Here is a 13087-nt window from a genome sequence, read left to right as displayed (position 1 = left end):
TCTCGACTCGCGACGGCGGATGCCGCGCGAGGTGGATCGACGCGTGCGGGTCGGTCGTTTTTTGCTGGGTCGGGCCCTTGCTTTACGGTATAATCCGTTTTTCCCGCGAGCATCCAGCGATGACCAAATATGTTTTCGTCACCGGCGGCGTAGTATCTTCCCTCGGCAAGGGTATTGCCGCCGCTTCCCTCGCCGCGATCCTCGAATCGCGCGGTCTTAAAGTCACCCTCCTCAAGCTCGATCCGTACATCAACGTCGACCCCGGCACGATGAGCCCGTTCCAACACGGCGAAGTGTTCGTGACGGAAGACGGAGCGGAAACCGACCTCGACCTCGGCCACTATGAGCGCTTCATCAGCACGAAGATGCGCAAGGCCAACAACTTCACCACGGGCCAGATTTACGAATCGGTGATCCGCAAGGAACGCCGCGGCGATTATCTCGGCAAGACGGTGCAGGTGATTCCGCACATCACGAACGAAATCCAGGCTTTCGTCGAACGGGGCGCGGCTTCCGCGACCTGCGGCGAGCCGGATGTCGCGATCGTCGAAGTGGGCGGCACGGTCGGCGACATCGAATCGCTGCCGTTCCTCGAGGCCGCGCGTCAGATGAGCCTGCGCCTCGGCCGCAACAGCGCGTGCTTCGTGCACCTGACGCTGGTGCCCTGGGTCGCCACGGCCGGCGAACTGAAGACCAAGCCGACCCAGCACAGCGTGCAGAAGCTGCGCGAAATCGGTATTTCGCCGCACGTGCTGCTGTGCCGTGCCGACCGCCGCATTCCGGACGACGAGCGCGCGAAGATCTCGCTGTTCTCGAACGTGCCCGAAGACGCGGTCATTTCGGTGTGGGACGCGGACAGCATCTACAAGATTCCGCAGATGCTGCACGACCAGGGTCTGGACGCGATCATCTGCGAGGAGCTGAAGCTCACGCCGAAGCCCGCCGATCTGTCGATGTGGTCCGACCTCGTCGAAAAACTGCAGAACCCGAAGAACGAAGTGACGATCGGCATGGTCGGCAAGTACGTCGATCTGACCGAGTCGTACAAGTCGCTGATCGAAGCGCTGCGCCATGCGTCGATGCATACGTCGACGCGCGTGAACATCGAGTACATCGACTCCGAAGAGATCGAAACGCAAGGTGTCGAAAGCCTTCGCCATCTCGACGCGGTGCTGGTGCCGGGCGGCTTCGGCCGGCGCGGTACCGAAGGCAAGATCGCGGCGATCCGCTATGCGCGTGAAGCGAAGGTGCCGTACCTCGGCATCTGCCTCGGCATGCAGCTCGCAGTGATCGAATTCGCGCGCGACGTGGTCGGCCTGAAGGACGCGAACAGCACCGAGTTCGATCAGGACACGAAGAACCGCGTGGTCGCGCTGATCACCGAGTGGTACGACCGCGAAGGCCGTGTCGAGAAGCGCACCGAAGAGTCCGACCTTGGCGGCACGATGCGCCTCGGCTCGCAGCGCTGCCCGATCAAGCCGGGCACGCTCGCCGAAGAGATCTACGGCAAGGACGTGAACGAGCGCCATCGTCACCGTTATGAAGTGAATAACCGTTTCGTGCCCCAGCTCGAAGGCGGCGGCCTCATCATTAGCGCCCGTACCCCGAGCGAGGATCTGCCGGAAATGATGGAACTGCCGCGCAGCATGCACCCGTGGTTCGTCGGCGTGCAGTTCCACCCGGAATTCACGTCCACGCCGCGTGACGGTCATCCGCTGTTCAAGTCGTTCGTCGAAGCGGCGCTTGCGCATCAGCAGTCGCGGGTCGAGGAGAAAGCATGAAACTGGGCGATTTCGAAATCGGGCTCGACAAGCCGTTTTTCCTGATCGCCGGTACCTGTGTCGTCGAATCCGAACAGATGACGATCGACACGGCCGGCCGCCTGAAGGAAATCTGCGCGAAGCTGAACATTCCGTTCATCTACAAATCGTCGTACGACAAGGCCAACCGCAGCAGCGGCAAGTCGTTCCGCGGTCTGGGCATGGACGAAGGTCTGCGCATCCTGTCGGAAGTGAAGCGCCAGCTCGGCTTGCCGGTGCTGACCGACGTGCATGCCGAGCACGAGATCGAGCAGGTCGCGTCGGTGGTCGACGTGCTGCAAACGCCCGCATTCCTGTGCCGTCAGACCGACTTCATCCACGCGTGCGCGCGCTCGGGCAAGCCGGTCAACATCAAGAAAGGCCAGTTTCTCGCGCCGCACGACATGAAGAACGTGATCGACAAGGCGCGCGACGCCGCGCGTGAAGCGGGTCTGTCGGAAGACCGCTTCATGGCGTGCGAGCGCGGTGTGTCGTTCGGCTATAACAACCTCGTGTCGGACATGCGTTCGATCGCGATCATGCGCGAAACCAACGCGCCGGTCGTGTTCGACGCGACGCACTCGGTGCAGTTGCCGGGCGGCCAGGGCACAAGCTCGGGCGGCCAGCGCGAATTCGTGCCGGTACTCGCGCGCGCCGCGGTCGCGGTGGGGGTTGCGGGTCTGTTCATGGAAACGCACCCGAATCCGGCGCAGGCAAAATCGGACGGGCCCAACGCGGTGCCGCTCAATCGCATGGCCGAGCTGCTCGAAACGCTGGTCACGCTCGACCAGGCCGTCAAGCGCGGTCCGTTCCTCGAGAGCAACTTCAACTGATTCAGGCGAGCGCCGCGTGTCACGATTTCCTTCGATAATCGGCTCGCGGCGTTTTCGCATAATGGTCGTCGAACGTATCGGCGCGCAGGTTGTCTGTCGGGGAGACCGGCAAGTGCGCCATACCGTGTCACAGTAAAGAATTCAACGTCATTTCCTTGAGGAAACCATGAGTGCTATCGTAGACATCATCGGTCGAGAGATTCTCGATTCGCGAGGCAACCCCACCGTCGAATGCGACGTGCTGCTGGAGTCGGGCACGATGGGCCGCGCCGCGGTACCGTCGGGCGCGTCGACCGGTTCGCGTGAAGCGATCGAACTGCGCGACGGCGAAGCCGGCCGTTACGGCGGCAAGGGCGTGCTGAAGGCCGTCGAGCATATCAACACGGAAATCTCCGAAGCGATCATGGGCCTCGACGCTTCCGAACAGGCCTTCCTCGACAAGACCCTGCTCGAGCTCGACGGCACCGACAACAAGTCGCGTCTCGGCGCGAACGCGATGCTGGCCGTGTCGATGGCCGTCGCGAAGGCCGCCGCTGAAGAAGCCGGCCTGCCGCTGTACCGCTACTTCGGCGGTTCGGGCGCAATGCAACTGCCGGTGCCGATGATGAACATCGTCAACGGCGGCGCGCACGCGAACAACAGCCTGGACATCCAGGAATTCATGATCGTCCCGGTCAGCCAGCCGACCTTCCGCGAAGCGCTGCGCTGCGGCGCCGAAGTGTTCCATGCGCTGAAGAAGATCCTGTCGGATCGCGGCATGAGCACGGCAGTGGGCGACGAAGGCGGCTTCGCGCCGAACTTCGGCAGCAACGAAGAATGTCTGTCCACGATCCTCCAAGCTATCGAGAAGGCAGGCTACCGCGCCGGTGAAGACGTGCTGCTCGCGCTCGACTGCGCGGCCAGCGAGTTCTACCACGACGGCAAGTACCAGCTGGCGGGCGAAGGCCTGCAACTGTCGTCGACGGAATTCGCGGACTACCTTGCGAACCTCGCCGACAAGTTCCCGATCGTGTCGATCGAAGACGGGATGCACGAAGGCGACTGGGAAGGCTGGAAGGTCCTGACCGACAAGCTCGGCAAGAAGGTTCAACTGGTCGGCGACGACCTGTTTGTGACCAACACGCGGATCCTGAAGGAAGGCATCGAGAAGGGCATCGCGAACTCGATCCTGATCAAGATCAACCAGATCGGCACGCTGACGGAAACCTTCGCGGCGATCGAAATGGCCAAGCGCGCGGGCTACACGGCAGTGATCTCGCACCGCTCGGGCGAAACCGAAGACTCGACGATCGCTGACATCGCGGTCGGCCTGAACGCCGGCCAGATCAAGACCGGTTCGCTGTCGCGTTCGGACCGCATCTCGAAGTACAACCAGCTGCTGCGCATCGAGGAAGATCTCGGCGATATCGCCAGCTACCCGGGCAAGTCGGCGTTCTACAATCTGCGCTAAGTTTTCAGCCAGTTTGTTCACGCGATTCGATGAGCCGGTTTTCCTTCGTTTCTGATTGACCTCGCCGCCCTGCGTATAGCGCAGGGCGGCGCGTATTTATTGTGCTTACTTCATGCGGCTTGTCACTGCTGTACTGATTGTTCTGCTGGCGCTGATCCAGTACCCGCTCTGGTGGGGGCACGGCGGCTGGCTGCGCGTGCATGAGTTGCAACAGCAGCTCGCGCAGCAAATGCAGAAGAATGCCGACTCGAAGCTGCGCAACGAGCGGATTCAGGGCGAAGTGCAGGATCTGCAGAACGGCACGGCCGCGGTCGAAGAGCGGGCGCGCTACGAAATGGGCATGGTCAAGGACGGCGAAGTGTTCGTGCAGTTCGTGTCGCCGAATCAGCCGTTGCCGGTGCCGAGTGGTCCGTCGGCGAATACGTCGACGCGTGGCGAGGTGTCGGCCGCGCCGCTGCATGTGGTGCCGAATCCGGAATCGCGCGCGAAGCCGGATCGCCGGCATGGCGCGAAGGCGGCGGCGAAGGATAAAAAGCCGGCGCACTGATGCGAAGGTGGTTCACTGTGTCGCCTGGCCTGGTCTGGTGATAGCAGAAGACGTAAAAAAGCGCGGTTCATTTGAACCGCGCTTTTTCTTTTTGGGCGTGACCGGCGAGGCGCTTGCCACTGCCCGTGGCGGCGTCACGAAGCCCGCTCACCAACCCCAGTACGGCCCGAAGCCGACGCCAATACCGGTCCCCCAGCCGCGTCCCCAGCCACCGGTCGAGAAGCCACCGGTGAACATGACCGGCGGCGGCGCCGAGTACTGCCGCGACCAGGCGCGCGCGGCGGCGTCCGCGGCCATCGTTTGATCCTGCTCGAACAGCACCTGACGGTCGATCGCGTCATAGCGCGCGCGATCTTCGGGCGTGAGCGGTTGGCCGTGGCTGACCGCTTCCGCCTGATCGGGCGGCAAACGGCTGAGGATCGGCGACGGACCCGGCGGATCGATCGTGCAGCCGGCCAGCGCGGTGCCGCCGGCGACGATGGCCAGTACCGCGAGCGCGCGCAGCGGGCGCAGCAACGAAAGAGAATGCTTCATGTTCGAATCTCCATCGGTTCGATGCCTGAGATTACCTGAGCGGCGTCCGGGACACCCGTATCGCGTGCATCGTTGATGATTTTACGCAAGGAGCGGCGGGCAGCGGCGCGCGGGCGAAGGCCGAAGACAACACTCAAAAGCACCGCCCAAAAGCACCGCGCCGCCCGAGCCATAACAAGGCAAAGGGCGGCGCGGTGAGGATCATCGTCAGTGAGCGCGGTCAGTCAGCGGTCGTGAAGCCGTTCCGGGCGACCGTGTGCGAGAGCAAGCGCAAGAAGCGCATTAATGCCGCTGCTCGGCCGCCGGCGTCACACCCTGCGACAGCCCATCGGCGACGAAAAGCTGCGCGACGTCGACCGGATCGAACTCATAGCGCTGATTGCAGAACTCGCAATGAATCTCGACGTGGCCGCGCTCCTCGATCACGCTATCCACTTCCTCGCGACCGAGCATCTTCAGCATCGCGCCGACTTTCTCGCGCGAGCACGTGCACTCGAAGCGTGCGCCGACCGGCTCGAAATGCTGGACGTTCTCTTGCCAGAAGAGCCGCCGGAACACCGTCTCCGGTTCTTCCTTCAGCAACTCGTCTTCGGACAGCGTGCCGCCGAGCGTGCACACGCGCTCCCAGGTGTCGGCGTCGAGTTCGCCCGGATGCGGGACGATGCCGCCGTCGCCGGGCAGCTTCTGCAGCAGCATGCCGACCGCGCGCTCGGTGTTCGCCGCGAGCCACATGCGCGTGTCGAGCTGCTCGGAGTGATGCATGTAGTGCTCGAGGACCTCGCCGATCGACTGCAGCGGACCGTTGACGCCCGCGAGCGGCACGATGCTCTGGTACGGCTGCTGACCGGGCTGCTTGTCGGTCGGGTCGAGCGTGATCACGCAGCGGCCGTGACCGCTCGCGTTCAACAGATCGACGAACGGTGTGTCGTCGTCGATCAGATGGCTGCCATCGGCCGACAGCTTGGCGGTCGCGCGCATCGTCAGATTCGAGCTGCACTGCACGACCAGCATCTTGACCGGGCCGTCGCCGAAGATCTGCATGACGAGCGTGCCGTCGAACTTCAGGTTCGCCGACAGCAGCGCGCACGCGGCCATCATTTCGCCCAGAATCGTCCGCACCGGCGCCGGATAATCGCGGCGCGTCAGCACCTCCTGCCACGTATTGCGCAGGGAAACGATCTCGCCGCGCACCGGCGCCGCGCTGAACATGAATTTTTGCAACTGGTCGTTCACAACTTTTCCTCGGTGGAGTGACGCGGCCGATGCCGCGTCGTGGCGCGCCCCGTGCGCCGGCCGTCTAGCCGATGCGTACGAGCTGCGCCTTGAAGTACTCGCGGCGCCCGGCATAGCTTGCCGCGCCGCGCTGCATGTTGGCGATATCCGCTTCCGTCAGTTCGCGCACCGCCTTCGCGGGCGCGCCCAGAATCAGCGTATTGTCGGGAAACACCTTGCCCTCGGTGACGACGGCGCCCGCTCCGACCAGACAGTTGCGGCCGATCACCGCGCCATTCAAGACCACCGCCTGAATGCCGATCAGCGAGCCTTCCTTGATCGTGCAGCCGTGCAGCATCACCTGGTGGCCGATCGTCACGTTCGCCTCGACCGTCAACGGGAAGCCCGGGTCGGTGTGCAGCACCGCGCTTTCCTGCACATTGCTGCCGGCGCCGATCGTGATCGGCTCGTTGTCGCCGCGCAGTGTCGCGCCGAACCACACGCTCGCGTTTTCCTCGAGCGTCACGTTGCCGATGATGTTCGCCGAATCCGCAACGAACACGCTTTCATGGATGATCGGGGCGGCTTCGCCCAGCTTGTAAATCGTCACAATGTCTCCTGTTGATCGGTCGCCGCACGCGTGGCGCGGCGGCTTGCGCCGGCACGCGAGGGTGGGTCGGGTGTTGCCGTCCTGCCAATCGACCGACGCGTTTGTGGGCACGCCGGTCAGTCGAATCGGGTATTGTAAACGGTTGTGCGCTCCGGCCGCTTGGCGTGGCTGTGCGGCGGTTAATGGTGCTTGGGTGGGTGCTCAGGTGGGTGGCTCAGGCGGGTTTTGGGCGCTCGAGCGGTCCCGCCTCAGCAGGCTCGCCACCCGTTCCGGCCGTCGCATCCCGCCTCACAACGTTTCCCGTGGCGTTTTACGCGCGCCCACTTGATCCGTTGCCTGTCCTACTTTCCTTGCAGATCCGCTCTTCATGACGTCCGCCGCTTCGCCCGTTTGCTCCGCTTTCTCCGCATCGACTCGCGCGCAAGCGCCGTACTGCGCGCGTAGCGCCGCGCTCGCCGCGTTGTGCGAGCGCGATCCGGCCACCAAGGCGGCGGCGACCCGCGACCTTTACGCGGCGGTGCTCGACCGCCGCGCGGTCTGTCACGCGGACCTTGAACTCGCCGAACCGGCCGGTCTGCCCGGTCGTCCCAGCCGCCCCGAACTGGTCGAAGCCCGCCAGCTTGGCCGCCGCAGCATGCAGTCGCCGCAAGGCCGCGCGGTGCTGCTCCACGCGCTCGCGCACATCGAATTCAACGCGATCAACCTCGCGCTCGACGCGCTCTGGCGCTTCGTCGGCATGCCGCCGACGTTCTACACCGACTGGCTCAAGGTCGCCGCCGAAGAGGCCTACCATTACTCGCTGCTCGCCGCGCGGCTTGCCGAATACGGCCACGCGTACGGCGACTTCCCGGCGCACGGCGGGTTGTGGGACATGTGCGAGCGCACCCGCGGCGACGTGCTCGCGCGCATGGCGCTGGTGCCGCGCACGCTCGAAGCGCGCGGCCTCGACGCGTCGCCGCCGATTCGCGCGCGTTTGCAGCAGGCGGGGGACCACGAGTCCGCGGCGATTCTCGACGTGATCCTGCGCGATGAAATCGGCCACGTGCTGATCGGCAATCGCTGGTTTCGTCACCTGTGCGACGGCAGCGGGCTCGATCCGCATCAAACCTATCTGCGTCTCGCGGATCAGTATCACGCGCCGAAACTGCGCGGCCCGTTCAATTTCGAAGCGCGCCGCGATGCCGGCTTCGACGAGGCCGAACTCGCCGCTCTGGCGGGTCTGGACGCTGGGTCTGTTGAGCAACAAGCCTCGCGGCAAAACACACAGTAAGCCCGCAACGAGCGCGCACGGGCACGCAACGAGTCCGCAACGAGCCCGCCGCCAGCATCGCCGCCAGCATCGCCACCAGCATCGCCACCAGCATCGCCACCAGCATCGCCGCCAGCATCGTCGGCACCCGCCCACCGAGCCGCGCCTCGATAAACCGTTACCACTTCCGGCACGGCTATCCCTATAATCGAACGACCATTCTTTTTTGTGGGTGCGCCGTACATGAATATTTCCCGCTCTGAGTTCGTTGCCGCGCGCGGCGTCCGTCTGCATGTGCGACGGTGGGGCCGTCCCGACGCGCCGATGCTGTTCATGCTGCACGGCTGGATGGATGTCGCGGCGTCGTTCCAGTTCGTCGTCGATGCGCTCGCCGGCGACTGGCAGGTGATCGCGCCCGATATGCGCGGTTTCGGCCTGTCGGACTGGCCGGTCGCCGAGCGTGGCGGCGGCAGCTACTGGATCCAGGACTATCTCGCCGACCTCGACGCGCTGCTCGACCACTATGCGCCGGACGGCGCGGTGAACCTCGTCGGTCACAGCATGGGGGCGAACGTCGTGTGCGTGTATGCGGGCGTGCGGCCGCAGCGGGTGCGTCGGGTGGTCGATCTGGAAGGCTTCGGGCTCGCGCCGTCGCATCCGGCGCAGGCGCCCAGACGTCTGCTCAACTGGCTCGACGAGCTGCGCGATCCGCCGCAGCTGAAGCGCTATGCGTCGCTCGACGCGGTCGCCGCGCGGCTGATCAAGACCAACCCGCGGCTCGATCCGCGGCGCGCGCAATTTCTCGCGCAGCACTGGTCGAAGCCGGACGGGCAGGGGCAGTACATGCTGCTGGCCGATCCGGCGCACAAGCTGCGCGGCCCGACGCTGTACCGCATCGATGAAGTGATGGCGGTGTGGCGCAAGGTCAGCGCGAAGGTGCTGCACGTCGAGGCCGCCGGGTCGCCGACGCTCGCGCAGATCGCCGGCGAAATCCCGCTCGACGAATTCAAGGCGCGTTTCCAGGCGTTCCCCGATTGGCACGAAAAGATCATCGACGAAGCCGGTCACATGGTGCATCACGACCAGCCGGAGCAGATCGCGGCGTTGATCGAAGGCTTCTGCGCGTAACGGCGATTGTCCGGGCGGCGGTGCCTCGCCGCTGAATCGGCCTTGAATCCGCGCTGAATCCGCCCGCCAGCGGTCCTGAACTCGCGCGACGCCGACGGCCGGAACCCCCGTCGCGCGATACCCCTGCGGACCCTTACTGCGTTGCAGTAAAATGGCCGCAGAACCTTTTCAGGACCACGATGAACGCCGATCTTCACTGTCATTCCACCGTTTCCGACGGCCAGTTCGCGCCGGCCGACGTCGCGCGCCGCGCGCATGCGAACGGCGTGACGCTGTGGGCGCTCACCGATCACGACGAAGTGGGCGGCCAGCACGAGGCCCGCGCCACTGCCGAGGCGCTCGGCATGCGCTATCTGAGCGGCGTCGAGATTTCGGTCACGTGGGCGGCGCGCACCGTGCATATCGTCGGACTCGGCATCGATCCGACCAGCCAGATCCTGATCGACGGTCTCGCCCGCACCCGCGACGGCCGCGCCGCGCGCGCCGAGGCAATCGGCGAGCAACTGGCCACGCTCGGCATTCCGGATGCGTACGAAGGCGCGCTCAAATACGTATCGAATCCCGACATGATGTCGCGCACGCACTTCGCGCGCTTCATGGTCGATCACGGCCACTGCGCGACGACCCAGGAAGTGTTCGACCGCTATCTCGGCGACGGCAAGCCGGCCTATATCGCGCACCGCTGGTCCAAACTCGCCGACGCGCTCGGCTGGATCAAGGCGGCGGGCGGCGTCGCGATCGTCGCGCATCCGGGCCGCTACGCCTATTCGCAGCTCGAATTCGACGCGTTTTTCGGCGAATTCATCGACCTCGGCGGCAACGCGATCGAGGTCGTCACCGGCAGCCATACGCCCGCCCAATACCGCGAATACGCGGACGTCGCGCGCCGCTACGGCTTCGAGGCGTCGCGCGGTTCCGACTTCCACGCACCCGGTGAAGGGCGCATCGAACTCGGCGCGTTGCCGCCGCTGCCCGCCGATCTCAAGCCCGTCTGGGAACGCTGGCTGTGACGCCGGCTCGTGCCGTCGCGGCACGTCATGCGCGCGGGCCGGCCGGCTGCGGCGTGCGCTCTGCCCACCTTACGCCGTAGTCCATCCGTCGCCGCGCTTGCGCCGCCATCGTGAGTCTCCATGTCCCAATACTTCCGGCTTCATCCCGACAATCCGCAGCCGCGCCTCGTCAAGCAGGCGGTGCAGATCATCAACGACGGCGGCGTGGTCGCCTTGCCGACCGACTCGACGTACGCGCTCGCCTGCCATCTCGACGACAAGGACGCGGTCGAGCGTCTGCGGCGCATTCGCGGGCTCGACGAAAAACAGCTGCTGTCGCTGCTGGTGCGCGATCTGTCGGAGCTCGCCAATTTTGCGATGGTGGACAACCGCCAGTACCGGCTGCTTAAATCGGTGACGCCGGGGCCGTACGTGTTCGTGCTGCAGGCCACCAAGGAAGTACCACGGCGCGTGTCGCATCCGTCGCGCAAGACGATCGGTCTGCGCGTGCCCGATCACGCGATCACGCTGGCGATTCTCGAAGAACTCGGCCAGCCGCTGCTCGGCACGACGCTGATCATGCCGGGCGAAACCGAAGCGCTGAACGACCCCGAGGAAATCCGCGCGCGGCTCGAAAAGCAACTGGATCTGGTGATCGACGGCGGCGCGTGCGTGTGCGAGCCGTCCACCGTGATCGACCTGACCGGCGCCGAGCCGGTGCTGGTGCGGGCAGGGCGCGGCCCGCTCGCGCCGTTCGGCCTTGCCGAAGCGGCCTGAGCGGCTCGAGCAGCATGAGTGAAACCGGACAGACGCGCGCAGGCGCATTGTTACAATAGCGAGTTATGGATTCTTCCCTGATACAGACCATTGCGGTGTACGCGCTGCCGGTGATTTTCGCGATCACGCTGCACGAGGCCGCGCACGGTTACGTCGCGCGCTGGCTCGGCGACAACACCGCCTACGTGCTCGGCCGCGTATCGATCAACCCGATGCGCCACATCGATCCGCTCGGCACGATCGCGATTCCGCTGCTGCTGTATTTCGCGACCAGCGGCGCGTTCATGTTCGGCTATGCGAAGCCGGTGCCGGTCGCGTTCGGCAATCTGCGCAATCCGCGCTGGGGCAGCCTGTGGGTCGCGGCGGCCGGGCCGCTGTGCAACTTCATCCAGGCGTTGATCTGGGGCGTGGTCGGCGTCGCGCTCGCGGTGCTCAATGTCGACGAACCGTTTTTCACCCGCATGGCGGGCGCCGGGGTCGGCGTGAACCTGGTGCTCGGCGTGCTGAACCTGTTCCCGTTGCCGCCGCTCGACGGCGGCCGCGTGCTGATGGCGCTGTTGCCGCCGCGGCCGTCGCTGATGCTCGCGCGCCTCGAACCCTACGGCTTTTTCATCGTGATGGCGCTGGTGATGACGGGCACGCTCACCCGTTTCTGGCTCAGGCCGCTCGTCACCCTCGGCTACGGCGCGATCACCGCAATTCTGACTCCACTCGTTTCGCTCTTCTAATACAACCATGTTCCCAGACCGTATCTTCTCCGGCATGCGGCCCACCGGGTCGCTGCACCTCGGCCACTATCACGGCGTGCTGAAAAACTGGGTCAAGCTGCAGTCCGAATACCCGTGCTTCTTCTGCGTGGTCGACTGGCATGCGCTGACGACCCACTACGAAACGCCCGAAGTGATCGAAAAGAACGTGTGGGACGTGCTGATCGACTGGCTCGCTTCCGGTATCGATCCAGCCCAGGCGACGCTGTTCATCCAGAGCAAGGTGCCCGAGCACGCGGAACTCGCATTGCTGCTCGGCATGAGCACGCCGCTCGGTTGGCTCGAACGCGTGCCGACCTACAAGGAGCAGATGGAAAAGCTCAAGGACAAGGACCTGTCCACCTACGGCTTCCTCGGCTATCCGGTGCTGATGGCGGCCGACATCCTGCTGTATCGCGGCTCGCTGGTGCCGGTCGGCGAAGACCAGGTGCCGCACGTCGAGATGACGCGCGAGATCGCGCGCCGCTTCAACTATCTGTATGGGCGTGAGCCGGGCTTCGAGGAGAAGGCCAACGAAGCCGCGAAGAAGCTCGGCGGCAAGCGCGCGAAGCTCTATCACGAGCTGCGCAACGCGTATCAGCAGGAAGGCGACGACGAAGCGCTCGAACGCGCGCGCGCGATGCTGCAGGAATCGCAGAGCCTGTCGATGAGCGATCGCGAGCGGCTGTTCGGCTACCTCGAAGGTTCGCGCAAGATCATCCTCGTCGAACCGCAGGCGATGCTGACCGAAGCGTCGCGGATGCCCGGCCTCGACGGTCAGAAGATGTCGAAGTCGTACGGCAACACGATCGGTCTGCGTGAAGACGCGGAAACGATCACGAAGAAGGTCCGCACGATGCCGACCGACCCCGCGCGCGTGCGCCGCACCGATCCGGGCGATCCGGACAAGTGCCCGGTGTGGCAACTGCACCAGGTCTATACCGACGAAGCGACCCACGAGTGGGTGCAGAAGGGCTGCCGCTCGGCGGGCATCGGTTGCCTGGACTGCAAGCAGCCGGTGATCGAAGGGATTCTGCGCGAGCAGCAGCCGATGCTCGAGCGCGCGCAGAAGTACATGGACGACCCGTCGCTGCTGCGCGCGATCGTCGCCGACGGTTGCGACAAGGCGCGCCGCTTCGCGACCGAAACGATGCGCGATGTGCGCGAGGCCATGGGCCTTTCGTACAACTGAGCCGGCGCGTTAAAGCAGACC

General features: G+C 65.0%; 13 protein-coding genes. 10 read left to right on the top strand and 3 right to left on the bottom strand.

Features of this window, described 5'->3' with window-relative positions:
• The first annotated feature begins 119 nt into the window (after positions 1-119).
• From BTH42_RS16705 to ftsB, 4 genes are all read left to right on the top strand, one after another.
• Positions 120-1781: a CTP synthase gene (locus tag BTH42_RS16705; protein WP_075301331.1), complete on the top strand. Its 1662-nt coding sequence runs from the start codon at positions 120-122 to the stop codon at positions 1779-1781.
• Positions 1778-2632, top strand: a complete 855-nt coding sequence (gene kdsA / locus BTH42_RS16700; RefSeq protein ID WP_075301329.1) for a 3-deoxy-8-phosphooctulonate synthase — start codon at positions 1778-1780, stop codon at positions 2630-2632. The genes BTH42_RS16705 and kdsA overlap by 4 nt, the downstream gene beginning before the upstream one ends.
• Positions 2633-2798: 166 nt before the next feature.
• Positions 2799-4082 carry a phosphopyruvate hydratase gene (gene eno, locus BTH42_RS16695; RefSeq protein ID WP_075301327.1) on the top strand — a complete coding sequence of 428 codons (1284 nt, stop codon included), beginning with the start codon at positions 2799-2801 and terminating at the stop codon, positions 4080-4082.
• Between the two features lie 112 nt (positions 4083-4194).
• A complete protein-coding gene (gene ftsB / locus BTH42_RS16690) occupies positions 4195-4629 on the top strand; it encodes a cell division protein FtsB (RefSeq protein ID WP_075301325.1) in 435 nt (144 codons plus the stop codon).
• 147 nt (positions 4630-4776) lie between these two features.
• Here the strand turns inward: ftsB and BTH42_RS16685 are convergent, their stop codons facing one another.
• The 3 genes from BTH42_RS16685 to BTH42_RS16675 all read right to left on the bottom strand — a co-directional run bounded on the left by BTH42_RS16685 (position 4777) and on the right by BTH42_RS16675 (position 6985).
• On the bottom strand, positions 4777-5163 hold the full coding sequence (locus BTH42_RS16685; RefSeq protein WP_075301323.1) for a hypothetical protein: 387 nt from the start codon (positions 5161-5163) through the stop codon (positions 4777-4779).
• A 282-nt stretch (positions 5164-5445) separates the two neighbouring features.
• A complete protein-coding gene (hslO, locus tag BTH42_RS16680) occupies positions 5446-6396 on the bottom strand; it encodes an Hsp33 family molecular chaperone HslO (RefSeq protein ID WP_075301321.1) in 951 nt (316 codons plus the stop codon).
• Positions 6397-6460: 64 nt separating this feature from the next.
• A complete protein-coding gene (locus BTH42_RS16675) occupies positions 6461-6985 on the bottom strand; it encodes a gamma carbonic anhydrase family protein (protein WP_075301319.1) in 525 nt (174 codons plus the stop codon).
• A 367-nt stretch (positions 6986-7352) separates the two neighbouring features.
• On the opposite strand from BTH42_RS16675, the gene BTH42_RS16670 reads away from it, so the two are divergent.
• The 6 genes from BTH42_RS16670 (at position 7353) to BTH42_RS16645 (ending at position 13066) form a co-directional block, all read left to right on the top strand.
• Positions 7353-8255, top strand: a complete 903-nt coding sequence (locus BTH42_RS16670) for a ferritin-like domain-containing protein (RefSeq protein WP_075301317.1) — start codon at positions 7353-7355, stop codon at positions 8253-8255.
• A gap of 222 nt (positions 8256-8477) precedes the next feature.
• Positions 8478-9362, top strand: a complete 885-nt coding sequence (locus BTH42_RS16665) for an alpha/beta fold hydrolase (protein WP_075301315.1) — start codon at positions 8478-8480, stop codon at positions 9360-9362.
• A gap of 179 nt (positions 9363-9541) precedes the next feature.
• Positions 9542-10372: a 3',5'-nucleoside bisphosphate phosphatase gene (locus BTH42_RS16660; RefSeq protein WP_075301313.1), complete on the top strand. Its 831-nt coding sequence runs from the start codon at positions 9542-9544 to the stop codon at positions 10370-10372.
• Positions 10373-10492: 120 nt separating this feature from the next.
• Positions 10493-11128 carry an L-threonylcarbamoyladenylate synthase gene (locus tag BTH42_RS16655; RefSeq protein WP_075301311.1) on the top strand — a complete coding sequence of 212 codons (636 nt, stop codon included), beginning with the start codon at positions 10493-10495 and terminating at the stop codon, positions 11126-11128.
• A 65-nt stretch (positions 11129-11193) separates the two neighbouring features.
• A complete protein-coding gene (locus BTH42_RS16650) occupies positions 11194-11856 on the top strand; it encodes a site-2 protease family protein (protein ID WP_075301309.1) in 663 nt (220 codons plus the stop codon).
• Between the two features lie 7 nt (positions 11857-11863).
• A complete protein-coding gene (locus BTH42_RS16645) occupies positions 11864-13066 on the top strand; it encodes a tryptophan--tRNA ligase (protein ID WP_075301307.1) in 1203 nt (400 codons plus the stop codon).
• Positions 13067-13087: the final 21 nt, after the last annotated feature.

The sequence above is a fragment of the Burkholderia sp. SRS-W-2-2016 genome (genome assembly GCF_001931485.1).
Lineage (GTDB): Bacteria > Pseudomonadota > Gammaproteobacteria > Burkholderiales > Burkholderiaceae > Paraburkholderia.
The sequence above is the reverse complement of the archived record's forward strand: the minus strand, read 5'-3'. Positions and strand labels throughout refer to the sequence as shown.

Bases quoted from the DNA above. Each gene is read 5' to 3' on its own strand.
- BTH42_RS16705 (WP_075301331.1), top strand. From the start codon at position 120: ATGACCAAATATGTTTTCGTCACCGGCGGCGTAGTATCTTCCCTCGGC.
- kdsA (WP_075301329.1), top strand. From the start codon at position 1,778: ATGAAACTGGGCGATTTCGAAATCGGGCTCGACAAGCCGTTTTTCCTG.
- eno (WP_075301327.1), top strand. From the start codon at position 2,799: ATGAGTGCTATCGTAGACATCATCGGTCGAGAGATTCTCGATTCGCGA.
- ftsB (WP_075301325.1), top strand. From the start codon at position 4,195: ATGCGGCTTGTCACTGCTGTACTGATTGTTCTGCTGGCGCTGATCCAG.
- BTH42_RS16685 (WP_075301323.1), bottom strand. From the start codon at position 5,163: ATGAAGCATTCTCTTTCGTTGCTGCGCCCGCTGCGCGCGCTCGCGGTA.
- BTH42_RS16670 (WP_075301317.1), top strand. From the start codon at position 7,353: ATGACGTCCGCCGCTTCGCCCGTTTGCTCCGCTTTCTCCGCATCGACT.
- BTH42_RS16665 (WP_075301315.1), top strand. From the start codon at position 8,478: ATGAATATTTCCCGCTCTGAGTTCGTTGCCGCGCGCGGCGTCCGTCTG.
- BTH42_RS16660 (WP_075301313.1), top strand. From the start codon at position 9,542: ATGAACGCCGATCTTCACTGTCATTCCACCGTTTCCGACGGCCAGTTC.
- BTH42_RS16655 (WP_075301311.1), top strand. From the start codon at position 10,493: ATGTCCCAATACTTCCGGCTTCATCCCGACAATCCGCAGCCGCGCCTC.
- BTH42_RS16650 (WP_075301309.1), top strand. From the start codon at position 11,194: ATGGATTCTTCCCTGATACAGACCATTGCGGTGTACGCGCTGCCGGTG.
- BTH42_RS16645 (WP_075301307.1), top strand. From the start codon at position 11,864: ATGTTCCCAGACCGTATCTTCTCCGGCATGCGGCCCACCGGGTCGCTG.